Origin of the sequence: Pseudomonas sp. DWP2-2, assembly GCF_049897065.1 — a bacterium.
Taxonomy (GTDB): Bacteria; Pseudomonadota; Gammaproteobacteria; order Pseudomonadales; family Pseudomonadaceae; genus Aquipseudomonas; species Aquipseudomonas paracarnis.
In genome coordinates this window covers 283,437-310,253 of the sequence record NZ_JAFCVN010000006.1, presented here as the reverse complement: position 1 = coordinate 310,253, position 26,817 = coordinate 283,437, and the positions used below count along the sequence as shown (strand labels likewise).

General features: G+C 60.0%; 23 protein-coding genes. 18 read left to right on the top strand and 5 right to left on the bottom strand.

What is annotated here, in order from left to right:
- Positions 1-114: 114 nt before the first annotated feature.
- From ACP7CZ_RS16360 to ACP7CZ_RS16350, 3 genes are all read left to right on the top strand, one after another.
- Positions 115-897 (top strand): class II aldolase/adducin family protein, encoded by a 783-nt coding sequence (locus ACP7CZ_RS16360; RefSeq protein WP_294166322.1) that lies wholly within the window; start codon positions 115-117, stop codon positions 895-897.
- Positions 897-1,799 carry an alpha/beta fold hydrolase gene (locus ACP7CZ_RS16355; RefSeq protein WP_054921550.1) on the top strand — a complete coding sequence of 301 codons (903 nt, stop codon included), beginning with the start codon at positions 897-899 and terminating at the stop codon, positions 1,797-1,799. The genes ACP7CZ_RS16360 and ACP7CZ_RS16355 overlap by 1 nt, the downstream gene beginning before the upstream one ends.
- Before the next feature lie 118 nt (positions 1,800-1,917).
- On the top strand, positions 1,918-2,829 hold the full coding sequence (locus ACP7CZ_RS16350) for an SDR family oxidoreductase (protein ID WP_034128734.1): 912 nt from the start codon (positions 1,918-1,920) through the stop codon (positions 2,827-2,829).
- A 176-nt stretch (positions 2,830-3,005) separates the two neighbouring features.
- On the opposite strand, the gene ACP7CZ_RS16345 is transcribed toward ACP7CZ_RS16350, so the two are convergent.
- Entirely contained in the window at positions 3,006-3,230 is a 225-nt protein-coding gene (locus ACP7CZ_RS16345) for a hypothetical protein (protein WP_143129381.1), read from the bottom strand.
- A gap of 79 nt (positions 3,231-3,309) precedes the next feature.
- Here ACP7CZ_RS16345 and ACP7CZ_RS16340 point away from each other — a divergent pair, with 79 nt between their 5' ends.
- The 3 genes from ACP7CZ_RS16340 (at position 3,310) to ACP7CZ_RS16330 (ending at position 9,679) form a co-directional block, all read left to right on the top strand.
- Positions 3,310-5,100 (top strand): DUF1302 domain-containing protein, encoded by a 1,791-nt coding sequence (locus ACP7CZ_RS16340; RefSeq protein WP_014719872.1) that lies wholly within the window; start codon positions 3,310-3,312, stop codon positions 5,098-5,100.
- Positions 5,101-5,127: 27 nt separating this feature from the next.
- The gene (locus ACP7CZ_RS16335) at positions 5,128-6,486 is read left to right on the top strand and encodes a DUF1329 domain-containing protein (RefSeq protein WP_034128732.1); all 1,359 of its coding nucleotides are present in this window, start codon (positions 5,128-5,130) and stop codon (positions 6,484-6,486) included.
- 697 nt (positions 6,487-7,183) lie between these two features.
- Complete coding sequence (locus ACP7CZ_RS16330) at positions 7,184-9,679, top strand: LuxR C-terminal-related transcriptional regulator (RefSeq protein WP_106118438.1); 2,496 nt, start codon at positions 7,184-7,186, stop codon at positions 9,677-9,679.
- Here the strand turns inward: ACP7CZ_RS16330 and ACP7CZ_RS16325 are convergent.
- Entirely contained in the window at positions 9,676-10,551 is an 876-nt protein-coding gene (locus ACP7CZ_RS16325) for a helix-turn-helix domain-containing protein (protein WP_054896966.1), read from the bottom strand. The genes ACP7CZ_RS16330 and ACP7CZ_RS16325 overlap by 4 nt on opposite strands.
- 136 nt (positions 10,552-10,687) lie before the next feature.
- Between ACP7CZ_RS16325 and ACP7CZ_RS16320 the strand changes: the two genes are divergently transcribed.
- The gene (locus tag ACP7CZ_RS16320; RefSeq protein WP_054896965.1) at positions 10,688-11,626 is read left to right on the top strand and encodes a DMT family transporter; all 939 of its coding nucleotides are present in this window, start codon (positions 10,688-10,690) and stop codon (positions 11,624-11,626) included.
- 52 nt (positions 11,627-11,678) lie between these two features.
- Here the strand turns inward: ACP7CZ_RS16320 and norR are convergent, their stop codons facing one another.
- Entirely contained in the window at positions 11,679-13,226 is a 1,548-nt protein-coding gene (gene norR, locus ACP7CZ_RS16315; RefSeq protein WP_054921562.1) for a nitric oxide reductase transcriptional regulator NorR, read from the bottom strand.
- 147 nt (positions 13,227-13,373) lie between these two features.
- Here norR and hmpA point away from each other — a divergent pair, with 147 nt between their 5' ends.
- From hmpA to queC, 8 genes are all read left to right on the top strand, one after another.
- Positions 13,374-14,555 carry an NO-inducible flavohemoprotein gene (gene hmpA, locus ACP7CZ_RS16310; RefSeq protein WP_054896963.1) on the top strand — a complete coding sequence of 394 codons (1,182 nt, stop codon included), beginning with the start codon at positions 13,374-13,376 and terminating at the stop codon, positions 14,553-14,555.
- Positions 14,556-14,777: 222 nt separating this feature from the next.
- The gene (locus ACP7CZ_RS16305) at positions 14,778-15,284 is read left to right on the top strand and encodes a disulfide bond formation protein B (protein ID WP_047711744.1); all 507 of its coding nucleotides are present in this window, start codon (positions 14,778-14,780) and stop codon (positions 15,282-15,284) included.
- A 792-nt stretch (positions 15,285-16,076) separates the two neighbouring features.
- Positions 16,077-17,018, top strand: coding sequence for a ubiquinol oxidase subunit II (cyoA, locus tag ACP7CZ_RS16300; RefSeq protein ID WP_054896962.1), 942 nt, complete (start codon positions 16,077-16,079; stop codon positions 17,016-17,018).
- Positions 17,019-17,021: 3 nt separating this feature from the next.
- Positions 17,022-19,040: a cytochrome o ubiquinol oxidase subunit I gene (gene cyoB, locus ACP7CZ_RS16295; protein WP_003194053.1), complete on the top strand. Its 2,019-nt coding sequence runs from the start codon at positions 17,022-17,024 to the stop codon at positions 19,038-19,040.
- A 3-nt stretch (positions 19,041-19,043) separates the two neighbouring features.
- Positions 19,044-19,670 carry a cytochrome o ubiquinol oxidase subunit III gene (locus tag ACP7CZ_RS16290; protein WP_003194052.1) on the top strand — a complete coding sequence of 209 codons (627 nt, stop codon included), beginning with the start codon at positions 19,044-19,046 and terminating at the stop codon, positions 19,668-19,670.
- Entirely contained in the window at positions 19,670-20,005 is a 336-nt protein-coding gene (gene cyoD, locus ACP7CZ_RS16285) for a cytochrome o ubiquinol oxidase subunit IV (protein WP_003194051.1), read from the top strand. The genes ACP7CZ_RS16290 and cyoD overlap by 1 nt, the downstream gene beginning before the upstream one ends.
- Before the next feature lie 11 nt (positions 20,006-20,016).
- Positions 20,017-20,904 (top strand): heme o synthase, encoded by an 888-nt coding sequence (cyoE, locus tag ACP7CZ_RS16280; protein WP_003194050.1) that lies wholly within the window; start codon positions 20,017-20,019, stop codon positions 20,902-20,904.
- Between the two features lie 152 nt (positions 20,905-21,056).
- Positions 21,057-21,755: a 7-cyano-7-deazaguanine synthase QueC gene (queC, locus tag ACP7CZ_RS16275; protein WP_044268318.1), complete on the top strand. Its 699-nt coding sequence runs from the start codon at positions 21,057-21,059 to the stop codon at positions 21,753-21,755.
- Positions 21,756-21,862: 107 nt separating this feature from the next.
- On the opposite strand, the gene ACP7CZ_RS16270 is transcribed toward queC, so the two are convergent.
- Positions 21,863-22,726 carry a queuosine precursor transporter gene (locus ACP7CZ_RS16270; protein ID WP_294152586.1) on the bottom strand — a complete coding sequence of 288 codons (864 nt, stop codon included), beginning with the start codon at positions 22,724-22,726 and terminating at the stop codon, positions 21,863-21,865.
- Positions 22,713-23,318: a helix-turn-helix transcriptional regulator gene (locus ACP7CZ_RS16265; protein WP_080757657.1), complete on the bottom strand. Its 606-nt coding sequence runs from the start codon at positions 23,316-23,318 to the stop codon at positions 22,713-22,715. The genes ACP7CZ_RS16270 and ACP7CZ_RS16265 overlap by 14 nt, the downstream gene beginning before the upstream one ends.
- Before the next feature lie 211 nt (positions 23,319-23,529).
- Between ACP7CZ_RS16265 and ACP7CZ_RS16260 the strand changes: the two genes are divergently transcribed.
- The 3 genes from ACP7CZ_RS16260 to ACP7CZ_RS16250 all read left to right on the top strand — a co-directional run bounded on the left by ACP7CZ_RS16260 (position 23,530) and on the right by ACP7CZ_RS16250 (position 26,779).
- Positions 23,530-24,612 (top strand): pyridoxal phosphate-dependent aminotransferase, encoded by a 1,083-nt coding sequence (locus ACP7CZ_RS16260; protein WP_294152587.1) that lies wholly within the window; start codon positions 23,530-23,532, stop codon positions 24,610-24,612.
- Between the two features lie 120 nt (positions 24,613-24,732).
- Positions 24,733-25,404, top strand: a complete 672-nt coding sequence (locus ACP7CZ_RS16255; protein WP_294152588.1) for a helix-turn-helix transcriptional regulator — start codon at positions 24,733-24,735, stop codon at positions 25,402-25,404.
- A gap of 175 nt (positions 25,405-25,579) precedes the next feature.
- Entirely contained in the window at positions 25,580-26,779 is a 1,200-nt protein-coding gene (locus ACP7CZ_RS16250; RefSeq protein WP_294152589.1) for an MFS transporter, read from the top strand.
- Positions 26,780-26,817: the final 38 nt, after the last annotated feature.

The window sequence follows — 26,817 nt, the reverse complement described above, 5'->3', positions numbered from 1 at the left end:
CTGACTCGCTCAGTCATCAAGCTGGCTGCCAAGGAAACTCCTTGCGCCTCGGCGTCTGACTAGACTGGCTCTCACTTTAGACACCATACGAAGTGCGCCAAGGAGGTCATTGCCATGAGCCTAGCCCCTGCACCATCGCCACAAAACGTCAAAGCCCAGGTCAGCGCCGCCGAATGGCAAACCCGCGTGGACCTCGCGGCCTGCTATCGCCTGGTGGCCATGCACGGCTGGGATGACCTGATCTTCACGCATATTTCGGCCAAGGTGCCGGGCACTGAAGATTTCCTGATCAACCCCTATGGGCTGATGTTCCATGAGATCACCGCGTCGAGCCTGGTCAAGGTTGACCAGGCCGGCAATAAGCAAATGGACAGCCCCTACGAGATCAACCCTGCAGGCTACACCATCCACAGCGCCATCCACGAAGTGCGCCACGACGTGACCTGCGTGCTGCACACCCACACCGCTGCCGGCGTGGCGGTGTGTGCGCAAAAGCAGGGTGTATTGCCCATCAGCCAGCAATCGCTGTTTGTGCTCTCCAGCCTGGGCTATCACGCCTATGAGGGCGTGGCGCTGAATCACGAGGAAAAGGCCCGCCTGCAAGCGGATCTGGGCCCGAACAGTTTCCTGATGCTGCACAACCACGGCCTGCTGACCTGCGCCGGCACCATCGCCGACACCTTCCTGATGATGTTCACCTTCCAGCGCGCCTGCGAGATTCAGGTACTGGCCCAAAGCGGCGGCACTGAGTTGATCGCCATCGAGCCGCAGATTCTCGCCGGTGCCAAGGCGATGGTGGCAGCTGTCACAAAAAGCGCCCAAGGTATGGGCGGTGCTCTGGCCTGGCCGGCACTGCTGCGCAAATTGGATAATCAGGACCCCGGGTATAAAAGCTGATGCCACTCGCCGAGATACCGCTCAGAGCCTGGCGCAAGCGCGGCCAGGACTTCGTCTTTCGTGGCCACACCGTGCGCTATTGGGTGGCCGGGCAGGGCGAGCCGTTGCTGCTGATTCATGGTTTCCCCACGGCCAGTTGGGACTGGCACTACCTGTGGCAACCCCTGGCCCAGCGCAACCTGGTGATTGCCTGCGACATGCTCGGCTTTGGCGACTCGGCCAAACCTTTGGACCACGACTATTGCCTGTTGGAACAGGCCGATCTGCAACAGGCGTTGCTTGAGCACCTGCGCGTAGAGCAGCCGGTGCATGTGTTGGCTCATGACTACGGCGACAGTGTCGCCCAGGAATTATTGGCCCGGCATTACGAGGGGCGGTTCCAGATGGCGAGTTGTGTATTTCTCAACGGCGGGCTGTTTCCGGAAACCCATCGGCCGGCGCTGGTGCAAAAGCTGCTGCTCAGCCCGTTGGGCTGGATGATCGGTCGGGCCTTTGGGCGCAATGCCTTGGCCAGCAGTTTCAACCAGATCTTCGGCCCCCAGACGCGGCCCAGTGAAAGCGTGCTGGATGATTTCTGGAGTTTGATCAGTTGCAACGACGGCCCGCGTATCCTGCACAAACTGATCGCCTACATCCCCCAGCGCCGTCGTCTGCGCGAGCGCTGGCTCACGGCCATGCAGCGAGGCGAAGTACCTTTACGGGTGATCGACGGCGAGGTGGACCCGATTTCCGGGGCTCATATGGTCGAGCGCTATCGCCAACTGGTGCCCCAGCCCGACACGATAAGACTGGCCAATATCGGCCATTACCCCCAGATCGAGGCGCCGGTCCAGGTGCTCAAGCATTACCAGGCGTTTCGTGAGCGCATCAGCCAGCCTTCACCGCGCGCGGCCTATTCCTGAGCCTGCGCATCATCCCGCTGCCTTATCAAGCACCATTCAGCCCTGGCCGTCTTTATTGTGACCAAAGGCTGCTTGCGTGACACTCTGCCTATTCCCATTGTCGCCAGCGGAGTTCGGTATGAGTGAGTCAGTGCAGTTCCAGGATAAGGTGGTGATCGTCACCGGCGCCGGTGGTGGCTTGGGCCAGGCCCATGCGCTGCTGTTCGCCAGGCACGGGGCCAAAGTGCTGGTCAACGACCTGGGGGGGTCAACCCAAGGCGAGGGCGCCAACGCCTCGGCGGCCGACCGGGTGGTGGCGCAGATCCGCGCGGCGGGCGGCATTGCCGAAGCCAACCATGACTCCGTCACCGACGGCGACAAGATCGTACAGAACGCCCTGGATGTCTTCGGCCGGGTCGACGTGGTGGTCAACAACGCCGGCATCCTGCGCGACAAGACCTTCCATAAAATGGATGACAGCGACTGGGACCTGGTTTACCGGGTGCACGTCGAAGGCGCCTACAAAGTCACCCGCGCCGCCTGGCCGCATTTGCGCGAGCAGGGTTATGGCCGGGTGATCTTCACGGCGTCGACGTCCGGTATCTACGGCAACTTCGGCCAGTCCAACTACGGCATGGCCAAGTTGGGCCTGTATGGTTTGACGCGTACCCTGGCGCTGGAAGGGCGTAAGAACAACATCCTGGTCAACGCGATTGCCCCCACCGGTGGCACACGCATGACCGAAGGGCTGATCCCGCCGCAGGTGTTCGAGCGCCTCAAGCCGGAACTGGTCAGCCCACTGGTGGTGTATCTGGGCAGTGACGCCTGTGAGGAAACCGCAGGCTTGTTTGAAGTGGGTGGCGGCTGGATCGGCAAGACACGTTGGGAGCGCAGCCTGGGTGTGGGTTTTGATCCCGAGGCCGGTTTTTCGCCGGAGGATGTGGCCGCGCACTGGCAGCAGATCTGCGATTTCGAAGGGGCTGCGCACCCCAAGGACAATATTGAGGCGCTGAAGGAAATGATGGCCAACTTGCAGAAGTTCAGCCTCTGATCATTGCCGGTAAATCAATGAATCCCACGGGGCGTCGATGACGCCCCGTTTTATTGCAGGCATAAAAAAGGCCGCTGCATAGGCAGCGGCCGAAGTAAGACGTTGGATCAAGGAGCGACAAATCAACGTCAGTGAACACCGGGAACAGACTGATTACAGGATCAATCCGTTATAAATCAGCTTTTCTCCCCAATGCGGGAGCGGGCCGTTTGCCCTGAAAGCCAGGCAAGAATAATCGGTTGTAACAGAATGAGTAATAGCAGTTCGGGACAAGGACTGTTACCAAATCGACAATAATTGCCCGGCACCATCGATGCCTCTGATAAGCCTTCATCCATCGCATGCATGGCCCGGTCCAGCGCCCGGCCAGAGAACCCCGTCATCCTTTCGAGCGACAACACGAATACCTCCTTGGTGCGCTTATCGCCCCTCAAGGGCGGCAGTAGGGTGGAGCCTTCTGTCACTCACCGGGGAAGACGCATGACAAAAACAATAATGCGCGCCATCTTCACGCCACAGGCGCTGGCCACTGCGGTTGCGCTGGGCTGCTGTGCCCAGGCGCAGGCTGTTTCGTTCAACATCGGCGAGATCGAAGGGCAATTCGACTCCTCGCTGTCGGTCGGCGCCAGTTGGGGCATGCGCGATGCCGACAAAAGCCTGGTCGGCACGGTCAATGGCGGGACGGGCCAGGCGTCCACTGGAGATGACGGGCGCCTCAACTTCAAGAAGGGCGAGACCTTCTCCAAGATCTTCAAGGGCCTGCACGACCTTGAGTTGAAGTACGGCGACACCGGGGTATTCGTGCGTGGCAAGTATTGGTACGACTTCGAGCTCAAGGACGAAGACCGCGAGTTCAAGCCCATCAGCGACCACAACCGCAAGGAAGGCGCCAAGTCCAGCGGTGCGCAGATCCTCGATGCCTTCGTCTACCACAACTACTCCCTGGGCGACCTGCCCGGCACCGTGCGCGCCGGCAAGCAGGTGGTCAGTTGGGGCGAAAGTACCTTCATCGGTAACTCCATCAACAGCATCAACCCGATCGACGTGTCGGCGTTCCGCAGGCCCGGTGCCGAGATCAAGGAAGGCTTGATCCCGGTGAACATGCTGTTTGCCTCCCAGAGCCTGACCAATCAACTGACCGTGGAAGGTTTCTATCAACTGGAATGGGACCAGACGGTGCTCGACAACTGCGGCACCTTCTTCGGCGGGGACGTGGCGGCGGATGGCTGCACCAATAACTACACCGTGGGCAGCCCGGCGATCCGACCGCTACAACCGGTGGCGGCTGCCTTTGGCCAAGGGTTTGGCGTGACCAATGAAGGCGTGATCGTGCGGCGTGCCGGTGACCGCGATGCGCGTGACTCCGGCCAGTTCGGCGCGGCCCTGCGTTGGCTGGGTGATGACACTGAATACGGCCTGTACTTCATGAACTACCACAGTCGCACACCGACCGTCGGCACCCTGACCGCCAATACCAACCTGGCCACCATCGGGCGCATCATCAACACCGCCAACGCCCTGGCGCCCGGTTCCGGGGGCGGTTTGGCGCAAAGCACCATGCTCGGCCGCGGCCAGTACTACCTGGATTACCCGGAAGACATCCGCCTGTTCGGCGCCAGTTTCTCCACCACCTTGCCCACGGGCACGGCGTGGACCGGCGAAATCAGCTATCGGCCCAATGCACCGGTGCAGCTCAACACCACCGACCTGACCCTGGCCCTGGTCAACCCCATTGCGGGCCAACTCGCCTCACCCATCCGCAGCAATTTCGGCGATGACAACAAAGGCTATCGCCGCAAGGAAATCACCCAGATCCAGAGCACCATGACCCAGTTCTTCGACCAGGTACTGGGCGCCGAGCGCCTGACCCTGGTGGGCGAAGCCGCGGTGGTGCACGTCGCCGGCCTGGAAGACAAAACCAAACTGCGTTACGGCCGAGACTCGGTGTACGGCGCCTACGGTTTTCAAGGTGACACCGACGGTTTTGTCACCTCCACCTCCTGGGGCTACCGGGCGCGGGCGATCCTTGACTACAACAACGCGATTGCCGGTGTGAACCTCAAGCCCAACCTGTCCTGGTCCCATGACGTCGCGGGCTACGGCCCCAACGGCCTGTTCAACAAAGGCGCCAAGGCCATCAGCGTCGGCGTGGATGCGGACTATCGCAGCACCTACACCGCAAGCCTGAGCTACACCGACTTTTTTGGCGGTGACTACAACACCCTGACCGACCGCGACTTCCTCGCCCTCAGCTTCGGCGTGAACTTCTGATCTGGCTTAAAAGAAGGACAAGACCCTATGCGTAAGATGATTGCAGTGTTGGCCCTGAGCGTATTGGCCGCCAACGTAATGGCGGCGGTATCGCCCGAAGAAGCAGCCAAGCTCGGCACTTCCCTGACCCCGGTCGGCGCCGAAAAAGCCGGCAATGCCGATGGCTCGATCCCCGCCTGGACCGGTGGCATCCCCAAAAACGCCGGCACGGTGGACAGCAAGGGCTTCCTCTCCGACCCCTTCGCTAACGAAAAACCGCTGTTCGTGATCACCGCCGCCACGGTGGACAAGTACAAGGACAAGCTCTCCGACGGCCAGGTGGCGATGTTCAAGCGCTACCCCGAGACCTACAAGATCCCGGTGTACCCCAGCCACCGCACGGTCAACTTGCCGGCGGACATTTACGAGTCGATCAAGCGCAGCGCCGTGAATGTGAAGGCGATCAACGATGGCAACGGCCTGGAGAACTTCACCGGCAACCGTTACTACGCGTTTCCTATCCCCAAGAATGGCGTGGAGGTGCTGTGGAATCACATCACCCGTTACCACGGCGGCAACCTGCGGCGCATCATCACCCAGGCCACGCCCCAGACCAATGGCAGCTACACGCCGATCCGTTTCGAAGAAGAAGTAGCGGTGCCGCAAGCCATCCCGGATATCGACCCGGCCAAGGCCGCCAACGTGCTCAGCTATTTCAAGCAGTCGGTCACCGCGCCGGCGCGGCTGGCGGGCAACGTGCTGCTGGTGCATGAAACCCTCGACCAGGTGAAGGAACCGCGCCTGGCCTGGATCTACAACGCCGGCCAGCGCCGTGTGCGGCGTGCACCGCAGGTGTCTTACGACGGCCCGGGTACCGCCTCCGACGGCCTGCGCACTACCGACAACTTCGACATGTTCTCCGGCGCACCCGACCGTTATGACTGGAAACTGGTGGGCAAGAAGGAGATGTACATCCCTTACAACAGCTACAAGCTCGATTCGCCGAGCCTCAAGTACGACGACATCATCAAGGCCGGCCATATCAACCAGGACCTGACCCGTTACGAGTTGCACCGCGTGTGGGAAGTGGTCGGCACCGTCAAGCCCAGCGAGCGGCACATCTATGCCAAACGCCATATGTTCATCGACGAAGACAGCTGGCAAGTCGCCCTGGTGGACCACTACGACGGCCGCGGCCAACTGTGGCGCGTTGCCGAAGGCCATGCGCAGTTCTATTACGACCACCAGGTGCCGGCCTACACCGTGGAAACCCTGTACGACCTGATTGCAGGGCGCTACATCGCGCTGGGCATGAAGAACGAGGAGAAGAGCAGCTTCGTGTTCGGCTTCGCGGCCAAGGCGGCGGACTACACCCCGGCTGCACTGAGATCGGAGGGCGTTCGCTGATTCCACACCTAAGTGAGGTTGAAAATGTGTGGCTTGCCTGCGATGGCCATAGGTATCTACACAACTTTGGGGCGACGCTGGACCTGTGGCGAGGGAGCTTGCTCCCGTGACGGCCTGACAGCAGACGCATCTCTACCTGACACCCCAGGATCCAAATGTGGGAGCTGGCTTGCCTGCGATGACGGCCTTCCAGCCGACACAGCTATACCGAGTACATATCCATTCCTGCGGTAACGGCCACTTAGGGTTCCGCTTTTACAGCGGCTCACTTTTGAAAAGCGCAAAAGTAAGCAAAACGCTCTTGCCCCACCACTCGGCACCTCGCTTAGGCTCGGTGTGCCCGTAATCCGCCAGTGATTTGGGGGGCCGCCGCCACGCGCCATCCATGGCGCGGGGCGGCTAAACCGGCATCCCTGCCGGTTTACCCCCCCAAATCACTGTCGAATTCCGGCCAGCGTGGTTTAACGGGGCGCCTAAGATCAAAAGCAGATCAAGAGCGGCTCGCTTCGCATCGTGGTTACCGTTGAGCTTACAGAGTTATGTAGATACCTATGACCATCGCAGGCAAGCCAGCTCCCACACTGAAGGGCGTATACCTTGGTTTTTATGGTCTTCAATCAACCCGCTGAATACTTCTTCAACAACCGCCAACCACAGGTCTAGGGTGACGCAACAATAAAAACAGCAGGATGCAGCAATGACCGCCATGACCCGCTGCCTGGACCGTCCTGGATTTATGCCACGGCTGTCCGCCCACCATGCGTTGCGTGCGCGGCTGACTGTGCCTCTGCTGACGGCGCAGGCGCGGGTAAGGTTGCTGTGCGCACCGGGAGGCAGTGGCAAGAGCGCGTTGCTCGCCGAGTGTGCGCTGCAGGCGCCGAAGGGCTGTCAGGTGGTGTGGATGCCACTCAACGGTGCCGCGCTCAGCCCCTTGGAATTCTGCGCACGGCTGGCGCAGCAGCTTGGCTTGCCGTTTGTGGATGAAGCCACGTTATTGCTCGACTTGGGCCGTTGGCCACACACCACGTGGTTGTTTCTGGATGATTTCTGTCGCTCGCCTGCGCCTGAGCTGGATGCGCTGCTGGACCGTTTGCTCGCCGCTGGCAGCCCGCAGTTGACCTGGTGGCTGGGCGCGCGACGGCGCCCGTTGTGCAATTGGCCACGCCTGTTGCTCGACGATGAGTTGCTGGAGTGCAGCGAGTTGTTTTTCAGCGCTGAGGAAGTCGAGCAACTGCTCGCCCCGGGGCATAGCGTCGACAGCGTGATGCAGTTCAGCGCCGGTTGGTGCGCCGGTGTGCGTATCGCCTTGTTGGGCGACGGCCACCCCGACAAGACCCTGCTCGATTACCTGCAGCATGAGCTGTTCAACACCTTGTCGGCGCCATTGGCTGAGGCTTGGCGCGTGCTGGCCCATCTGCCGCGTTTCAACCTGAACCTGTGTGAGTACTTGTTCGGTGGTGGTGACGGCGCTGAGCATTTGCGCGAATTGCAGGCACTGGGTGCGTTTATCCAGCCCTGGGAAGACACCAGCGACTGGCTCCACATTTTCCCACCGTTGGCGCGACTGCTGCGCGACGAACCCTGGCCGGCCAAACGCTCCTGGCACCGACGCGCGTGCCAATGGTTCAGCGCCGAGGGTGACTGGCAGGCCGCGTTCGAGCAGGCGTTGCTGGCGCAGGAATATGAAGTGGCGGTGAGCCTGTTGCAGCACTTCAGTTTCGAGGATTTGTTTCGCCAGCAGAACGCCGTGCTGCTGTTGCGCCTGCATGAACAGCAGGGCGATGAATTGATGTTGGGGTCGGCGCAACTGGTGGGGCTGCTCACGGCCGCGTTGTTGTTTGCCGGACGCTTCGAACAGGCGGCCTTGTGTATCGACCAACTGGCCCGGTTCGCCCCGCAACCGACGCCTGCCGCGCAGCGCTATCTGCTGGCGCGCTGGCAGGCGCAGTGGGGCTGGTTGCTGCATTTGAGCGGCGACGCCGAACGCTCCCGCGAGCACTTTCTCGAAGCCCTGCAAGCGTTGCCCGACAGCGCCTGGACATCGCGCCTGATGTGCCTCTCGGGCCTGACCCAGCAAGCCTTGCTGCGCGGTGAGTTGGAGGCCGCCCAACGCTTGAACCGTGAAGCGCTGTGCCTGGCCCGGGTCCACGGTTCGCTGGTATTGGAGGCCCTGCTGGAGTTGGACCACGCCCAATTGCTGGAGCAGCGTGGCGCGCCGTACCGGGCGCAAAGCCTGTTGGAAACGGTGCAAGCGATGTTGGCCGGGCAACGGCTCAACGCCGGGCCGTTGGTGGGGCGTATTGTTCTGCGCCGCGGGCATCTGGCCTTGCGTCAGGGCCAGGACGGCCTGGCCGCCGAATGTTTCGAGGCCGGCTTGAGCATGTGCCTGCAGAGCCAGGACAAGCGCGTTCTGTACGGCTTTCTGGGCCTGGCGCTATTGGCGGCCAATCGTGGCGACTACGCCCAGGCCTTCATTCAATTACGCGACGCCGAACGCCTGATGCAGCAGCGCCATGTGCCCGACACGGTGTACCGTGCGGTACTGCTGTTGGTCAGTGGGCACTTCTGGTTGCAGCAAGGCCGCGCCGAATTGACGGTGCAAGCCGTGCGCCGGGTGTTGCGCCACTTTCGCGGGCCTTGCGCCAAGCAGGCACCGCCGGCCACCTTGGAGCTGATCCCGCGCCTGGAATATTTGCTGGTACTGGCCGAGGTCAAGCTGGGCTGTGCCGAGCAACCTATCGCACGGCTCAATGCCTTGCTCGACACCTCACGGCAACGCGGCATGCTTTGCCTGGAAACCGAATTGCACCTGGTGCTGGGTGAAGTGACCTGGCAGCTTGGCGACCCGGCGTTGGCGCGTCGGTCGCTGCAAGCTGGCTTGGCGCTGGCAGAGCGTTGCCAGGTGCAGCAGGCGGTCCGCGAGTTGCGTTTACGCGCTCCGGGACTTTTGAGTGAGCTGGGCCTGGAGCCCCAGGCCGCGCCTGCCGGGGCGGCGCAGAACCCGCTGAGCCAGCGTGAGCTGGAGGTGCTGCAACTGATCGCCCTGGGCAACTCCAACCTGGAAATCGCTGATCGCCTGTATATCTCCCTGCATACCGTCAAGACGCATGCGCGGCGTATCCACAGCAAACTCGGGGTAGAGCGACGCACCCAGGCGGTGGCCAAGGCGAAGACGTTGGGCTTGATGGTCTAGGCGCAGAATGCTTGGCGGTATTGGCCCGGCGTGGCGCCCATGGCGTGGCGAAAGCGCTGGTTGAAATGACTGGCGCTGGAAAAACCGCACAGCAAGGCCAGCTCACTGATCGGCAAAACGCTGCTGCGCAGCAGGTTTTTCGCTCGCGCCAGACGCCGTGCCAGCAGGTATTGATGGGGCGGCACGCCGAAGCTTTGGCGGAACATTCGGGCGAAATGGTATTCGGACAGCGCGCACATGGCGGCCAACTGGCCGAGGCTGATGGCGTCTTCCATATGTTGATCGATGTATTCCACCAACCGCCGCCGTTGGTGCGCGGCCAACCCGCCTTTCAAGCGCAAGCCTTCGCGGGCGCCGACCTGGTTGAGCAAGGTATGGCTGAGCAGTTCGTGGGCCAGGCTGCTGGTCAGCAGGCGCTCGCCGGGCTCGTGCCAGTTGAGGCTGACCAACTGGCGAAAACGCTGGGCCTGGAATGGGTCTTCAAGGAAGGTGCCCTCGCGCAAGTGCAACTCCCGTGGCTCCCGGTCCAGCAGGGTGACGCAGCCGAGGGCAAATTGTTCCGGGCTGAAATACAGGTGGGCCAGGCGAATATCGCCATTGATCACCCAGGCCGACTGATGCTCGGCCGGCAGGATGCACAGTTTGTCGGGGCCGCCCTTGAGGCCCGGCTGATCACGCCGAAAGGTGCCCGTGCCACCCCCGATGTAGCAGGACAAGGTGTGATGGCTGGGGGCCTGGTAATCCTGGGCGTCATGGTGGTTGCTCCACACGGCAGCAGCCAACCCGTCACCGAGCTCGGCGCAGGCTTGCAGGCGTGCGTGGGGCGAGCGGTTGAGGGCTTGGAAGACGTGCAGCGATTGCAGCTCTGGCATGGTGTGTTCTCCGACACCCCGCATCCTACGCTCCACGGCTGGCGCTGTGAGCCCATCGCCCGACAAAAGCGCAAGAATGTGCAAGAGCCTGCACGGGGTTGAAGGCCACACTGTGGCTCAATCGACGGAGCCGGCTATGAATCTTTTCCTGTATCTACTCACGGTACTCATCTGGGGCACCACTTGGATCGCCCTCAAATGGCAGTTGGGCGTGGTCGCGATTCCTGTGTCGATTGTCTATCGCTTCGGCCTGGCCGCTCTGGTGCTGTTCGTGCTGTTGCTGCTCAGCCGCAAGTTGCAGGTGATGAACCGGCGCGGGCACATGATCTGCCTGGCGCAGGGGCTGTGCCTGTTCTGCGTCAACTTCATGTGCTTTCTCACCGCCAGCCAATGGATCCCCAGTGGCCTGGTGGCGGTGGTGTTCTCCACGGCGACCTTGTGGAACGCGCTCAATGCCCGGGTGTTTTTCGGCCAGCGGGTGGCGCGTAACGTGCTGATGGGCGGGGCGCTTGGGTTGTTGGGGCTGGGCTTTTTATTCTGGCCGGAGCTGGTTGGGCATACCGCCAGCCCGCAAACCTTGTTGGGCCTGGGCTTGGCCCTGCTGGGCACCCTGTGCTTCTCGGCGGGCAACCTGTTATCGAGCCTGCAACAGAAGGCCGGGCTCAAGCCGCTGACCACCAACGCCTGGGGCATGGCCTATGGGGCGGCGATGCTGGCGACCTATTGCGCACTACGTGGTATTCCCTTCGAGATGGACTGGAGTGCGCGGTATATCGGCGCGCTGTGGTACCTGGTAATCCCAGGCTCGGTGATTGGTTTTACCGCGTACCTCACCCTGGTGGGCCGCATGGGGCCGGAGAAAGCGGCGTATTGCACGGTGCTGTTTCCGGTGGTGGCGCTGAATGTGTCGGCCGTGGCCGAGGGTTACCAGTGGACGGCGCCGGCGTTGATGGGGCTAGTGCTGGTGATGCTGGGGAATGTGCTGGTGTTTCGTAAGGCCCGTGCGCTCGATTGTTCCCACGCTCTGCGTGGGAATACCGCTCGGGACGCTCCGCGTCCGCTCTCGAGGCCATGATGCGGAGCGTCGGGTGAGGCATTCCCACGCGGAGCGTGGGAACGATCACCGATCACTTGAGGCCTAGCCGCTTGGCCATGCGCCCCAGGTTGGCGCGGTCCAGGCCCAGTTCGCGGGCGGCGCTGGCCCAGTTGTGCTGATGGCGTTCCAGGCAGGCGCTGATGAGTTGGCGCTGGTAATGCTCGGTGGCCTGGCGCAGGTCGCCGCTGACCACCGGGAGGGCAGGGGCCGGTGCCTCTTCGGCCGCAGCCGCAGTCACGTCGGGCAAGTCCAGGTCCAGGGCGCTCAGGCTGAGAATCTTGGGGCGCTCGCGGCAGTTGCCCAGGGCTTTCAACGCGCTGCGTCCGATCAAGTGCTCCAGCTCGCGCACATTGCCGGGCCAGTTGTAGGCCGTTAGGGCCGCCTGGGCATCTCCGGTCAGGCGCAGGCTGCCCAGGCCCATGCGTGAGCGGTTCTGTTCGAGGAAGAACCCCGCCAATAGCAGCACATCACGCCCGCGCTCGCGCAGCGCTGGCACTTGCAGTGGGTAGACGCTCAAACGGTGGTAGAAGTCGGCACGGTAGCGGCCATTGCGCACCTCTTCGGCAAGGTCGCGGTTGGTGGCAGCAACCAGGCGCACATCCACCTGGTGCTCCTTGTCCGACCCCAGGCGCTGCAACTGGCCGCTTTGCAGCACGCGCAGCAACTTGGCCTGCACGGTCAACGACAACTCACCCACTTCATCCAGGAACAAGGTACCGCCATTGGCCAGTTCGAACTTGCCCCGGCGCTCGTTCGACGCGCCAGTAAAGGCGCCGCGCACATGCCCGAACAGTTCGCTCTCTACCAAGGTCTCGGGCAGGGCGGCGCAGTTGAGGCTGATCAGCGGTTTGTCGGCGCGGGAGGAGGCGGCGTGGATCGCCTGGGCCACCAATTCCTTGCCGACCCCGGTTTCGCCGGTAATCAGCACGGTCAAGTCACTGCCGCCGACCAGGTTGATTTCCTCGACCAGGCGCTTGTGCGCTTTGCTCTGGCCGATCATTTCCTTGGGCTGCTGGCCACTGGCCTGGCGATAGATCTCGGCGCGCTGGTGCTCGTCTTCGGCCCGCAGCGCCAGGCGCTCGATGCGTTCAGCCACGTTGACGGTGGCCGCGGCGAGGCTGGCGAAGGCTTGCAGGGCGTCCAGCTCGACCCGTTCAAAGCGCTCGGTATCGAGGGCGTCCAGGGTCAGCAGCCCCCAGGGCTGGTCGTCGATAAACAGCGGGCAGCCCATGCAGTCGTGGACTTCCAACTGGCCGTGCAAACCGGCGACCAAGCCGTCATAGGGGTCGGGCAATTGGCTGTCACTGTCGAAGCGGGTAGGGCCGGGGCTGCTCAGCAGGATCTCGAAGCGCGGATGTTCGCTGACCTTGAAGCGTCGCCCCAAGGTATCGGCGCTCAAGCCGTCCACGGCCAGCGGCACCAACCACTCGCCGTCCAGGCGTAACAACGCGGCGGCGTCGCAGGGCAGCAGTGCACGCATGGCTTGCAGCAGGCGCCGGTAGCGCTCGCCTTCGGGCAAGTCCCGGGACAGGTCAGCGACCAGCGGCAGCAAGGTGGTGAGCAGGGGTTGTGCAGTCATAATGACTCCTTGTAGTCCTTATGACTATAAAGTGTAGGAGGTCATACTGACTACAAAATATTTAACTTGTTGAAAATAAAGGATTTATAAGTTGGCATGATTACTGACTGTTATAAGGCAATCAGTAAGAAGACCCAGGAGTCTCCCATGCTTAGTGCCCAAGACCGTGCAATCATCAAATCTACCGTGCCCCTGCTGGAAAGCGGCGGCGAAGCGCTGATTACGCATTTCTATCGCATGATGCTGTCCGAGTATCCCGAAGTCCGCCCACTGTTCAACCAGGCCCACCAGGCCAGTGGTGACCAGCCTCGCGCCCTGGCCAATGGCGTGCTGATGTACGCGCGGCATATCGACCAGTTGGACCAACTGGGCGACCTGGTGGCCAAGATCATCAACAAACACGTGGCGTTGCAGATTCTGCCGGAGCATTACCCCATTGTTGGCGCCTGCCTGCTGCGGGCTATTTCCGAAGTGCTGGGCAGCGAGATTGCCACCCCCGAGGTCATGAGCGCCTGGGGCGCGGCCTACGGCCAGTTGGCGGACATTCTGATCGGCGCCGAAGCGGCCATCTACGACGAAAAAGCCCAGGCGCCCGGCGGCTGGCGGGGGGCGCGGGCGTTCCTGTTGGTCAAGCGCGTGGAGGAGAGCGACGAGATCATCTCCTTCTACTTCGCGCCGGTGGACAACGGCCCGATCCTGGCCGCAGCGCCCGGCCAGTACATCGGCCTGAAACTGGTGCTCGATGGCGAGGAAGTGCGTCGCAACTATTCCCTGTCGGCCCTCACCGACACCGGGCTGTACCGCATCAGCGTCAAGCGCGAAGCGGGCGGGCGGGTCTCCAATTACCTGCACGACCAGATGCATGTCGGCGCGACCATTGACCTGTTCCCGCCGTCGGGCGAGTTCACCCTGGCCGCCAGTGATAAACCGCTGGTGCTGATCAGCGGCGGGGTAGGCATTACGCCCACGCTGCCGATGCTCGAAGCCGCCCTGGCAACCGAGCGCCCGGTGCATTTCATCCATTGTGCCCGTAACGGCGGGGTGCATGCGTTCCGTGACTGGGTGGACACCCTGGCGGCCAAGCATCCGCAGCTCAAGCGTTTCTACTGCTACGCCGAGGATGACGGCATCAGCCCGGCGGCAGACAAGGTCGGGATGCTCAACCAGGAGCAACTGGCGGCCTGGTTGCCTGAGCAGCGTGATATTGATGCTTACTTCTTGGGCCCCAAGGGCTTCATGGCGGCGATCAAGCGGCATCTCAAGGCGCTGGGTGTGCCGGAGAAGCAGGCGCGCTATGAGTTCTTTGGCCCGGCGGCGGCGCTGGAATAGAATTTGGCCAATTGACCCTATCGGCATTATCGCGGGCAAGCCCGGCTCCCACAGAGGATCGCATTCCAATGTGGGAGCCGGGCTTGCCCGCGATGGCGTCCGCACAATCACTACATTTGCCACGATTAATCCGCTGTTAACCCCCCTCTGTTTTAACCACTGCCTGTGTGTAAACTTGTTGCCATCAGGCACAACCATAATCAGAGAAAGGGAAAGACGGGGATGATTGACGACATGCGTTTAGGCAGGGAGCGGCGCTTTCTGGTGTTGCTGGGCATCATCTGCCTGGCGCTGATTGGCGGGGCGCTGTACATGCAAGTGGTACTGGGCGAAGCACCGTGCCCGCTGTGCATTCTGCAACGCTACGCCTTGCTGCTGATTGCGCTCTTCGCGTTCATCGGCGCGGCCATGCGCACCAAGGGCGCGCTGACGTTCTTCGAAGGGTTGGTGGTGCTCAGCGCCTTGGGTGGCGTGGCTGCGGCCGGCCACCATGTGTACACCCAGTTCTTTCCCCAGGTCAGTTGCGGCATCGATGTGTTGCAGCCGATCGTTGACGACCTGCCCCTGGCCAAGGTGTTTCCCCTGGGCTTCCAGGTCGACGGCTTTTGCAGCACCCCCTACCCACCGGTCCTCGGCCTGTCCCTGGCCCAATGGGCGCTGGTTGCATTCGTGCTGACGGCGATCCTGGTGCCCCTGTGCATCTATCGCAACCGTCATCCCAAAGCCTGAACCGCCGCGCCTGCCGAACGCTCCGTTGCTTCTGAATGAAGGCGGAGCGTTTTGTTTGTAGGGATTTGTGAAAGCACCGTGACGAGGGGCAACGGAAGGTGCGCGCAGCGTGCGACATGTTGTCACATGAACGTTGTCGCAGGACGTTTCTGACCCGCCAAATCGGCCCTTGGATTTGCACCCCACGTACAAATTGTGCTGTCAGTTCGTGGTTCCCACGGCGGCCCGATTCGTGTGCGGCCCCAATCCCTGAAGCATCTATGAATGCCTTGTTTTATGGGCACTTGGATACCCTTGGCATGCCCTTACAGGCCGTAAGGGAAGTGGCACTGTGCCCAATAACACGGCAATTTTTGTGGTTTTTGTTGAGAATCGAACGCGATAAGATCGCGAATCTTTGCAACTTTGGTGAAGGATTGTTGCTGGAATCGATAAAAATTATTTCTCTATAAGACATGGTTTATACATCGCTAGCTAACTACAATCGCCCGCACTGAATGTCCGGTGCTGTTCAATATTTGAGCATTGGAGCGGTCGAGGAGCAGATGGAAGGCTCAATGCGACCCCAGGTTCCGGCAGCCTTTCAACTATCCGCACCAAATGGAATTGGTCTGTAACAAGGCCTTTAGCCACGAAATCGAATAAGAACTCACTGCAGGTCCGTGAAACGTACAGTCATGACGTGTCGGGCAGGCTCTTATTCAATCGAAGAGAAATGCCAACCCTTGGCAGGGTGAAGTGTTGGCGATCAAAACCCAACTGCATTGCGCAAGCTGCTTTAGAGGTCGTGAGATGAGTAAAAACAGGTACCCCCGATTACTAGGCTTTTTGCCGCTGCTTGGCATGATGTTAATGCTGGGAGGCTGCAAGTGGACCTTGCTCGACCCAAAAGGACAGGTCGGTCTGGATGAACGAAACCTGATCATCACCGCTACCCTGCTGATGCTGCTGGTTGTGGTGCCTGTGATCGTGATGACCTTCGCCTTCGCCTGGAAATACCGCGCGTCCAACACCAGCGCCACCTATGCGCCGAAGTGGTCGCACTCCACCAAGATCGAGATCGCGGTGTGGTTGGTTCCGATCCTCATCATCATCGCCCTGGGTTACGTCACCTATAAGTCGACCCACGCGCTGGACCCGTATCGTCCGCTGGAGTCCGACGTCAAGCCTGTGAACATCCAGGTGGTCGCGCTGGATTGGAAGTGGCTGTTCATCTACCCGGACCTGGGTATCGCCACTGTCAACGAGATCCGCTTCCCGGAGCACACCCCGCTTAATTTCCGGATCACCTCCGACGCCGTGATGAACTCGTTCTTCATCCCTGCACTGGGTGGCCAGATATACGCGATGGCAGGCATGCAGACCCGCCTGCACCTGATCGCCAACCAGAAAGCTGAAATGGAAGGCATCTCCGCCAACTACAGCGGCGCTGGCTTCACCGGCATGAAATTCAAAGCGATCTCGACAAGCCAGGAAGATTTCGACGCCTGGGTAGCTGCAGTCAAGGCCGCACCTAAACAGCTTGATCAAGCTGAATACGACGCTCTGACCAAACCGAGCCAGAACAACCCTGTCGCCTTGTACTCCGCGTATGAGCCGGACCTGTTTCAGAAAATCGTCGACAAGTACGAAGGTATGAAGCCAGGCAAGCCGGTCAAGCACGAGAAGAAAGAAGTGGCCGTGGTTGAAGGTTCTGATACGGGCGCGCATTCAACTGCTGGGGCAGAGGAGTAAACGATGTTTGGTAAATTAAGTTGGGACGCGGTCCCATTCCACGAGCCGATCGTAATGGTGACTATCGCCATGATCGCGCTGGGTGGTTTGGCGCTGGTTGCGGGTATCACCTATTTCAAGAAGTGGTCCTACCTGTGGACCGAGTGGTTGACCTCGGTTGACCACAAGAAAATCGGCGTCATGTACGTCATCGTTGCCATGGTCATGCTGCTGCGTGGTTTTGCCGACGCCATCATGATGCGTACCCAGTTGGCCATGGCCACCGAGGGTTCGCCTGGCTACCTGCCACCTGAACACTATGACCAGATCTTCACCGCCCACGGTGTGATCATGATCATCTTCATGGCGATGCCTTTCTTCACCGGCTTGATGAACCTTGCCTTGCCGCTGCAGATTGGTGCGCGTGACGTTGCCTACCCGTTCCTGAACTCCCTGAGCTTCTGGCTGCTGGTGTCCGGCGTGGTGCTGATCAACGTTTCCCTGGGCGTCGGCGAATTCGCCAAGACCGGTTGGGTTGCGTATCCGCCATTGTCGGGGCTGCAATACAGTCCGGGCGTGGGTGTGGACTACTACATCTGGGCGCTACAGTTATCAGGGCTCGGGACGACATTGACGGGGGTCAACTTCCTGGCCACCGTCCTGAAAATGCGCGCCCCTGGCATGAAACTGATGGACATGCCGATCTTCACCTGGACCTGCACCTGGGCAAACGTGCTGATCGTGGCTTCGTTCCCGATCCTGGCCGCTACCATGGCGCTGCTGTCGCTTGACCGTTACCTGGATTTCCACATTTTCACCAATGAACTTGGTGGCAATCCAATGATGTACGTGAACCTGTTCTGGGCATGGGGTCACCCTGAGGTGTACATCCTGATCCTGCCAGCGTTCGGTATTTTCTCCGAAGTGATCTCGACCTTTACCGGCAAGCGCCTGTTCGGTCACCACTCGATGGTCTACGCCTCTGGCGCGATCTCCGTACTGGGCTTCATGGTGTGGCTGCACCACTTCTTCACCATGGGTTCGGGGGCCAGCGTCAACGCCTTCTTCGGCCTGGCGACGATGCTGATTTCCATCCCGACGGGGGTGAAGCTATTCAACTGGCTGTTCACCATCTACCACGGTCGTCTGCGCATGACCAGCCAGGTCCTGTGGACCCTGGGCTTCATGGTGACCTTCGCCATCGGCGGCATGACCGGCGTACTGCTGGCCATCCCGGGTGCTGACTTCGTGCTGCACAACAGCCTGTTCGTGATCGCCCACTTCCACAACGTGATCATCGGTGGTGCTGTATTCGGCTACATCGCTGGTTTCAGCTTCTACTTCCCGAAAGCGTTCGGCTTCAAGCTGCACGAAGGCTGGGGCAAGGCTGCGTTCTGGTTCTGGATCTCGGGCTTCTTCGTCGCGTTCATGCCGCTCTATGCACTGGGCTTCATGGGCATGACCCGTCGTCTGAACGCCACCACCAACCCTGAGTGGGTACCGTACCTGTACGTTGCCATGTTCGGTGCGGTGATGATCGCTGTGGGTATCGCCTGCCAGCTGATCCAGCTGTACGTCAGCGTGCGTGATCGCAAGCAGAACATGTGCGAATCCGGCGACCCATGGAACGGCCACACCCTGGAATGGTCGACCTCGTCGCCACCACCGTTCTACAACTTCGCCGTGATCCCTACTGCGAACACCATTGATGCGTTCACCGAAGCCAAGGAAGACGGTACTGCGTACCAGAAGCCCAAGCACTACGAGCCGATCCACATGCCAAACAACACCGCCACTGGCGTGGTGATGGGTGCGCTGTTGACCGTGTTCGGTTTCGCGATGATCTGGCACATCTGGTGGCTGGCAATCGCGAGCCTGGTGGGCACTATCGGTTACTTCATCATTCACGCTGCCCGTGATGATCAAGGCTACATGGTGCCGGTCGAAACGATCGAACGCATCGAAGCCGAGCAACACGCTCGCCTGGTAGCCGAGAAGAAGATCCCGGCCAACCGTGTAGAAACCTCGTTGGAACAGGCTTAAACCATGTCGAACTTAGTGACCAATGCTGGACACGCCCATGTCGATGACCATGGGCACGATGACCACCACCACGACTCGGGGCCGATAACCGTCTACGGTTTCTGGCTCTACCTGATGACCGACTGCATCTTGTTTGCGTCGATCTTCGCGGTGTACGCGGTACTGGTAAACAACGTAGCGGGTGGCCCGTCGGGCCACGACATCTTCGAACTGCCTTACGTGCTCGGCGAAACCGCCTTGCTGTTGTTCAGTTCGATCACCTACGGCTTCGCCATGTTGGCCTTCTACAAGGGCAACAAGAAGGGCGTACTGAGCTGGCTGGGCCTGACCTTCCTGTTCGGCCTGGGCTTCATCGGCATGGAGATCAACGAGTTCCACCTGCTGATCTCCGAAGGCTACGGCCCGCACCGTTCCGGTTTCCTGTCGGCGTTCTTCACGCTGGTCGGCACCCACGGTCTGCACGTATCCGCTGGCCTGCTGTGGATGGCAGTGATGATGTATCAGGTCAATAAGCACGGCCTGACCAACACCAACAAGACCCGCCTGAGCTGCCTGAGCCTGTTCTGGCACTTCCTGGACGTGGTCTGGATCTGCGTATTCACCGTCGTTTACTTGATGGGGACTCTGTAATGGCTAATGCACACTCCCATGACAGCCACGATTCGAGCCACGGCAGCGTAAAGTCTTACGCCATCGGCTTCATCCTGTCGGTCATCCTGACCCTGATCCCGTTCGGCCTGGTGATGTACCCAACCTTGCCGAAGTCGATCACCTTGATGATCGTCCTGGCGTTCGCGGTGATTCAGGTTCTGGTTCACCTGGTGTACTTCCTGCATCTGGACCGCTCCAAAGAGCAGCGCGAGAACGTGATCGCGTTTGTGTTCGCAGGCCTGGTGATCGTTCTGCTGGTTGGTCTGTCGCTGTGGATCATGTTCAGCATCCACACCTACATGATGGCGAAGTGAGGTAAGACCCGATGTCGCTTAAGCACTTTATCCAAATCACCAAACCGGGGATCATTTTCGGTAACGTGCTTTCTGTGGCGGGCGGTTTCTTCCTGGCCTCCAAGGGACATGTCGATCTGGCCATCTTCCTGGCTGCAATGATCGGTACGTCCCTGGTGGTTGCTTCCGGTTGCGTATTCAACAACTGCATCGACCGTGACATCGACATCAAGATGGAGCGCACCAAGAATCGCGTGCTGGTCCAGGGCCTCATCTCCCTGAAGCTGGCACTGATCTATGCGACCGTCCTGGGTGTTGCCGGTGTGGCCCTGTTGTACAAGGTGGCCAACCCGTTGGCGGCGCTGTTTGCCGTGATCGGTTTTGTCATCTACGTCGGCCTCTACAGCCTGTACCTCAAGCGCAAGTCGGTTCACGGCACGCTAGTGGGCAGTCTGTCGGGGGCAATGCCGCCGGTGATTGGTTATGTAGCTGTGACCAATAGCTTCGACATGGCCGCGCTGACGCTGCTGGTGATGTTCAGCCTGTGGCAGATGCCGCATTCCTACGCCATCGCGATTTTCCGCTTCAATGACTACCTGGCTGCGTCGATTCCGGTATTGCCGGTCAAGCGTGGCATCCAGGTGGCCAAGAAACACATCCTGCTCTACATCCTGGCCTTCCTCGTGGCGACCTTGATGTTGACCTTCAGTGGCTACGCCGGCATGAGCTACCTCGCCGTCGCCGCCGCGATGGGTATGTACTGGTTGTACATGGCCTGGACCGGCTACAAGGCGGTGGATGACACCGTCTGGGCGCGCAAGCTGTTCGTGTTCTCGATTTTCACCATCACCGCGCTCAGCGTGATGATGTCCCTGGATTTCCAAGTGCCGAAAGAGCTGTTGCTGACCTACGCCCACTGAGTGGTCTTGCAGTAAAAAAGCCCCGCCTTCGAAAGTCGCGCGGGGTTTTTTATTGAGCGCTGCGCTAAACCGGATACGCTGCGTTATCGTTGACGTTTTTCGCGAGCGAGCTCGCTCCTACCCCCCATTCTACAAATGCAGGAAGCAATGCAATGAGTAAAAAAGCCGTGATGGTCTTCAGTGGCGGGCAGGATTCGACCACCTGTCTGATCCAGGCCCTGCCGCTGTATGACGAAGTGCACTGCATTACCTTTGATTACGGCCAGCGCCATGTGGCAGAAATCGAAGTGGCCCAGAAATTGGCCAAGCAGTTGGGTGCCACTGTGCACAAAGTGATGGATGTGTCCCTGCTCAATGAGCTGGCGATCAGTAGCCTGACGCGCGACAACATCCCGGTGCCGACCGTGAACAGCTCGGGTGAAAGCCTGCCGAGCACCTTTGTGCCGGGGCGCAACATCCTGTTTCTGACCCTGGCTGCGATCTACGCCTATCAAGTGAAGGCCGAGACCGTCATCACCGGTGTGTGCGAAACCGACTTCTCAGGCTACCCCGATTGCCGGGATGAGTTTGTCAAAGCACTCAACCAGGCCCTCAAGCTGGGCATGGAATACGACGTGCGCCTGGACACGCCGTTGATGTGGCTGAACAAGGCCGAGACCTGGGCCCTGGCCGATTACCACGGGCAACTGGAGCTGGTGCGCGAGCAGACGCTGACTTGCTACAACGGCATCATCGGTACCGGCTGTGGCGAGTGTGACGCGTGCAACCTGCGCGCTCGGGGCTTGAATGACTACCTGCAGAACAAGACACCTGTCATGCAGAGCCTCAAGCACAAGTTGCAACTCAAATAACCCTTGTAGGAGCGAGCTTGCTCGCGAAAAACCTGAGAGCGCCGCGTTCCACCAGATGCGCTGCGTGATCGTTGACGTTCTTCGCGAGCAAGCTCGCTCCTACAGGATTATTGATAGCGTTTGAACAATGAGCGTGCGCCATAGGCGGGCAGGATATTGAAGAACGCGAAGCCGACTTTGATCGCGATCTGTACATAGATCATGCTGAGGATGTCGCTGGTCTGCATCGCCCCGTAGAAGGCGATAAAGCAGAACAGGAAGCTGTCGATAATCACCGCAAAGAACGTACTGAGGAATATCCGCAGGTATAGATACCTGGAGTTGGTCAGCTCCTTGATCTTGCACAGCAAGTAGGAATTTATATTCTCCGACATCAGGAACGAGACCGAAGAGGCCACCAGCACCGACGACACTTGCAGGATCACGTCGGTATAAGGCCCATCCAGCTTCCAGCCCGGTAGCCCCGGCAGGAACGTGGAGCCATACAGCAGGATGATGATCATCGCGTTGCTGGCAAACGCAAACAGAATGGCTCGCCTGGCCAGGCGCAAGCCAAAATTCTCGTTGAGCAAGTCAACGATCAAGAAGGTCAGCGGGTACAGGAACGTGCCCGGCGTAACGATGATGCCCAACGACTCCAGGTAAATCGGTTTGGTCGCGGCAATGCTGGTGAAGATATAGAAGGTGAACAGCAGCAAGTTCAGGATGATGTAGATCATCCAAGAGTTTTCATTGCGGTCGTTTATATCGTAGGCGGTCAGCGTTCCGCCTTGGGAGTAGAACTTCTTGTACAGGTTCTTGATTTCCATCTTGTTGAAGTTGTCCATCATTTCACTGCTGAGCACTTCACTCAGCTTGATCTTGAGGACCTTGCCCGTGGCGATCACCATGATCACCGCCAGGCGCTTGTCGTTTTCAAAGCCCAGCAACTTGTATTTGCTGTTTTCCACGGCGCCTTCAGACGTTGTCATTGAAGCGCTCCTCAAGGATGTCGCCGATGACACACAAACGCTCTGAGTTCCCGCAGGGTTCGAGGGTGATGAACAGCTTCTTGGTGGCGCGGTCGTACACCAGTTTTTCTTTATCGTCGCTCGACGAGCCTTTCTGCACGATCAGCAGGTCCCCCGGTTCATTAAGGCCGGGAATTCCGTGCTCCAGGCGCACGCCGATCAGGTTGCAGGCGCTGCCAAAGTAGTAGGTCAGCGGATGAAGCGTGGCCAGCTCACCGATGCGCTTGCCCAGGCTTTGCATGAGCAGGCTTTCCTTGAGCACAGGCACTGCCGCCGGGTTCTTGTTACCCAGTGGGGAAACATTGCTCTCGATGACTTCCTTGGCTTCAAAACTGATCGTCTCGATTTCTTCGTAGGAGACGCCAAAGAAGTCAGAAATCTTGCGTATCGTCGACTGCTGTACGTTAACGACCTTGCCTTCCAGGATGTTGTAGATAGTGGTCCTGGTCAGGCCGGCGGCACTGCTTAACGAAAGCTGGGTTTCGCCACGACTCTTGATCAAGTACTTGATGTTGCTCTTCAAGTGCTCGGTTTTTTCCCGTCTGTGTATCAAGTGCTCACCACTTCCATTTAGTCATCAGTCCATGCCGGCAGAACCCGTTCTTGACGGTTCGCGGCAGTGAAAGTGTTGCATGCGCCCGCTACAACAATAAAGTACTGAGTGCAGGGATACGCCTCGGTGGTAAATCAGGCAACGGCTTTCTCGTCATACTCTTCTGAACGGCCAGCGCGAATCCCTCGCGCTTCTACAAGGAGTAGTCACCATGGTGCGTGTCAGTCGTCGATCCCTTCTCGCCCTGGGCGCGGCCCTGCCTGTATTGGGGCAGCTCAATTGGGCGTTCGCCAGCCCGGCGCCGACGAAATCTGACAAGGTGCTACTCAATTACAACGAAAGCCCCTACGGCCCTTCAGACGCGGCTCGCCAGGCGATGCAGCGCGCGATTGCAGCCTCCGGGCGTTACCCTTACCCGGACATGTATGCATTGGCCGCGCTGTTTGCCGAGCAACAAGGCATCGCCGAAGAAAACATCGGGGTATTCGCCGGCTCGATGGCTGCCCTGCGTTACGCGGTGCTGGCGTTCGCCAGCCAGACCCGCGGCCTGGTGATGGCTACGCCGTCCTACGAAGTACCGCGCCAGGCGGCCGAATCGATCAAGGCGCCGGTGCATGAAGTTAACCTCGACGCCCAGCATGCCCACGATGTGCACGCCATGCTCGCCGCGGACCCACAGGCCGGCATGCTGTACCTGTGCAACCCCAACAACCCGACCGGTACGCTCACCTCGACCGAGGCTATCCGCCACGCTCTGGTGAATAAACCCAAGGGCAGCGTGCTGGTGGTGGACGAGGCTTATATCGACTTCTGCGACGCCCCCAGTTGCGTAAGTTGGGTCAAGGAACACCACGACCTGCTGGTACTGCGTACCTTCTCGAAGATCTACGGCATGGCCGGTGCGCGCCTGGGCCTGGCGATCGGCCACCCGGCGCTACTGGAGCGGTTGGCCGTGTTCGGCGGCGACAACGTCCCGGCCGGCGCCAGCTTGCTGGCCGCCCGTGCGAGCCTGGAAGACGCGCAACTGGTGGGCCAACGCAGAGCGCTCAATGCCAGGTTGCGCGATGAGACGATCGCCTGGCTCGAGGGCCGGGGCTTTACCTGCACCGTTTCCCACAGCAACTGCTTCATGATCGACGTGAAGCGCCCGGCAGAGCAGGTGATTGAGCAGTTGGCGGCACGGAATGTACTGGTCGGGCGGGTGTGGAAGGACTGGCCGCAGTGGGTGCGGGTGACGGTGGGCAATGAGCAGGAGATGGAGCGCTTTCGCGAGGCGTTCGCGGCGCAGGTCTAGCCCCTGGGTTTGCATCCGTTGCCTGGACAGGTAAGCCAGGCATGCTGCATGCTCGACCGGGTTGAATGATCAAGGAAGACACCCGTGCGACCTAATGGCCAACCCGATAAGAAATCGCCCATGCTGCCCGAGGATATGCACCGCTTGCTCGATACCGAGCTGAGCCGCCGTGGCCTGGGACACTTCGAGGTCTACCAGTGTGGGCCGACGCTGGACCAGGCGCAGATTGTGTCCAATTACCCCGAGGCCATGGAGCCTTCCGACACGGCCGACGATTTCTACCGGCGTGGCGAGCTGGTTTCATTGACCCGTACGCGGATCAAACCATTTTTCTGGAGTGATGAACACCTGCTGGCCGTGGCCGATGAGGCGGTGCCGGTGCCGGGCCCCTACAAACCCGTTGGCGAGGGCGCCAGTTTTATCGTGCATGGCAATCGCGGCTTCTACTCGGTGCTCAATCTGTGCAGCTTCGGCGAACATCGGCAATTTCGCGAGACCGTGCTGGCCCATCAAAGTGAACTGCAGATGCTGTTGGTCTCGATCTACGACGAGGCCCTGGAAGATCACGCGGCGCCTGTCGAACAACAGACGGTGCTGACCCCAAGGGAAACCGAAGTATTGTCCTGGGTCAGCCTGGGCAAGACCTACAACGAAGTGGCACTCCTGACGTCGATGACCTCCCATACGGTCAAGTTTCATATGAAGAATATCTTCGGCAAATTGCAGGTCAGCAACGGCAAATCAGCAATCGGCAAGGCCCTGCAATTGGGCTATATCCGCCACCCGGCCTGAGGCCGCAATCACCGCCTACCTGTCCAAATGGGTAGCTTGTTCGCCGCACAGTGCTGCATTAGTTTGCCCAGCTATGGAGTTTGGCGCCGGACACACCGGCGCCGCCATTGCGAAAGGACATCCGGATGAGCCGCTCTGCAGCTTTGCTCCACACCTGTGCCAGCGTGCTGCGCTGATGGGTACTTTTCACGCCTTGCGCGGCCTTAATGCGCGGTTGCAAGCATTGTTCATGATCACGCTGATGTTCCGCACGGGCACCCTGGCGTTTCCTTTTTACGCGGCGTACCTGATTCATCAACACGCGATATCGGCAGGTACGGCAGGCCTGTTGGTCGGTGTATATGGCGCGGGCGCCCTGTGTACCGACCTGATCATCGGCGCCGTGATCAAGCGGTTTTCGGCCAACCGGGTCATTCTCGGTTCGTTGTTGTTCAACGCGGTGTTGCTGCTGGTCATTCCCTCGGTGGATAACCTGCTCGCGCTGTTCCTGTTGTCGTTTCTCTGGGGGGCCTGTTACGAAGCCTTCACACCGGCCGCGTTCTCCGAGACAGTGGCTCACAGTAATCTTGAGTCACGCAAAGTGGCGTTTTCCTGCAACCGATTGGCGATCAACATCGGCATGGCCATCGGGCCGCTACTGGGCAGCTTGATCTTCCTCAGCAATGCCGACGCGGTCTTCTACATCAATGCCGTGCTGTCCCTGCTGGCCTTCGCCGCCTGCCTGCGGTTTGGTCGGTCTCGGCAGGCCACCCAAGGCGTACCTGTCGCCGTCAAAGGCGAGGGCTTGCCCGAGGTGGCGGCTCATGAGCGTTCGCGACTGCTGGTGATCCTGTTGGCAGCGCTGCCGGTGCACGTGGCTTACGCATTACCGCCGACTTTTCTGTCGGCGTACATCATCAACTACACCCAATTGCCGGCCTATTACGTGGGCATCATCTTTTTTATCAATGCGTTGCTAGTGATTGTGTTTGAAGTGCCGATCAACCTGCGCATGGCGCACTTGTCGAGCAGTCGCTCGCTGATCATTGGCCTGTTGCTGGCAGGCTGCGGTTTCTTCTTGATGGGCTTTGGTCAGGTCGGCGCGCTGTTGGTGCTTGCTACGGTGTTGTGGAGCCTGGGCGAGATGATTGTGTTCCCCGCGATCACCCACTACGTCAGCAGCATTTCCAGCCGCGACAGCGTGGGCCGCAACCTTGGCTACTACTCGGCGGGCGTCAACATCGGCGTGATGATCGCGCCCTCGTTGGCGTTCATGTTGCTGGCCCGGCCAACCTTGCCGTCACCGTGGCTGCTGGCAGGCTGTGTGTTGTTGCTGTTCGCAATCGCCGTGGGGATGATGAAAAGCTCGGCGGTGTTGTGGAATAAAGAGGCGTAGACGGCAACCGGCGCTGCGCCTTGCGCGCGCGCCTGGTT

Bases quoted from the DNA above. Each gene is read 5' to 3' on its own strand.
- cyoD (WP_003194051.1), top strand. From the start codon at position 19,670: ATGGCTAATGCACACTCCCATGACAGCCACGATTCGAGCCACGGCAGC.
- ACP7CZ_RS16340 (WP_014719872.1), top strand. From the start codon at position 3,310: ATGACAAAAACAATAATGCGCGCCATCTTCACGCCACAGGCGCTGGCC.
- queC (WP_044268318.1), top strand. From the start codon at position 21,057: ATGAGTAAAAAAGCCGTGATGGTCTTCAGTGGCGGGCAGGATTCGACC.
- ACP7CZ_RS16360 (WP_294166322.1), top strand. From the start codon at position 115: ATGAGCCTAGCCCCTGCACCATCGCCACAAAACGTCAAAGCCCAGGTC.
- ACP7CZ_RS16290 (WP_003194052.1), top strand. From the start codon at position 19,044: ATGTCGAACTTAGTGACCAATGCTGGACACGCCCATGTCGATGACCAT.
- hmpA (WP_054896963.1), top strand. From the start codon at position 13,374: ATGCTTAGTGCCCAAGACCGTGCAATCATCAAATCTACCGTGCCCCTG.
- ACP7CZ_RS16320 (WP_054896965.1), top strand. From the start codon at position 10,688: ATGAATCTTTTCCTGTATCTACTCACGGTACTCATCTGGGGCACCACT.
- ACP7CZ_RS16305 (WP_047711744.1), top strand. From the start codon at position 14,778: ATGATTGACGACATGCGTTTAGGCAGGGAGCGGCGCTTTCTGGTGTTG.
- ACP7CZ_RS16330 (WP_106118438.1), top strand. From the start codon at position 7,184: ATGACCGCCATGACCCGCTGCCTGGACCGTCCTGGATTTATGCCACGG.
- cyoB (WP_003194053.1), top strand. From the start codon at position 17,022: ATGTTTGGTAAATTAAGTTGGGACGCGGTCCCATTCCACGAGCCGATC.
- ACP7CZ_RS16350 (WP_034128734.1), top strand. From the start codon at position 1,918: ATGAGTGAGTCAGTGCAGTTCCAGGATAAGGTGGTGATCGTCACCGGC.
- ACP7CZ_RS16260 (WP_294152587.1), top strand. From the start codon at position 23,530: ATGGTGCGTGTCAGTCGTCGATCCCTTCTCGCCCTGGGCGCGGCCCTG.
- ACP7CZ_RS16335 (WP_034128732.1), top strand. From the start codon at position 5,128: ATGCGTAAGATGATTGCAGTGTTGGCCCTGAGCGTATTGGCCGCCAAC.
- norR (WP_054921562.1), bottom strand. From the start codon at position 13,226: ATGACTGCACAACCCCTGCTCACCACCTTGCTGCCGCTGGTCGCTGAC.
- ACP7CZ_RS16325 (WP_054896966.1), bottom strand. From the start codon at position 10,551: ATGCCAGAGCTGCAATCGCTGCACGTCTTCCAAGCCCTCAACCGCTCG.
- ACP7CZ_RS16250 (WP_294152589.1), top strand. From the start codon at position 25,580: ATGGGTACTTTTCACGCCTTGCGCGGCCTTAATGCGCGGTTGCAAGCA.
- ACP7CZ_RS16255 (WP_294152588.1), top strand. From the start codon at position 24,733: ATGCTGCCCGAGGATATGCACCGCTTGCTCGATACCGAGCTGAGCCGC.
- cyoE (WP_003194050.1), top strand. From the start codon at position 20,017: ATGTCGCTTAAGCACTTTATCCAAATCACCAAACCGGGGATCATTTTC.
- cyoA (WP_054896962.1), top strand. From the start codon at position 16,077: ATGAGTAAAAACAGGTACCCCCGATTACTAGGCTTTTTGCCGCTGCTT.
- ACP7CZ_RS16270 (WP_294152586.1), bottom strand. From the start codon at position 22,726: ATGACAACGTCTGAAGGCGCCGTGGAAAACAGCAAATACAAGTTGCTG.
- ACP7CZ_RS16355 (WP_054921550.1), top strand. From the start codon at position 897: ATGCCACTCGCCGAGATACCGCTCAGAGCCTGGCGCAAGCGCGGCCAG.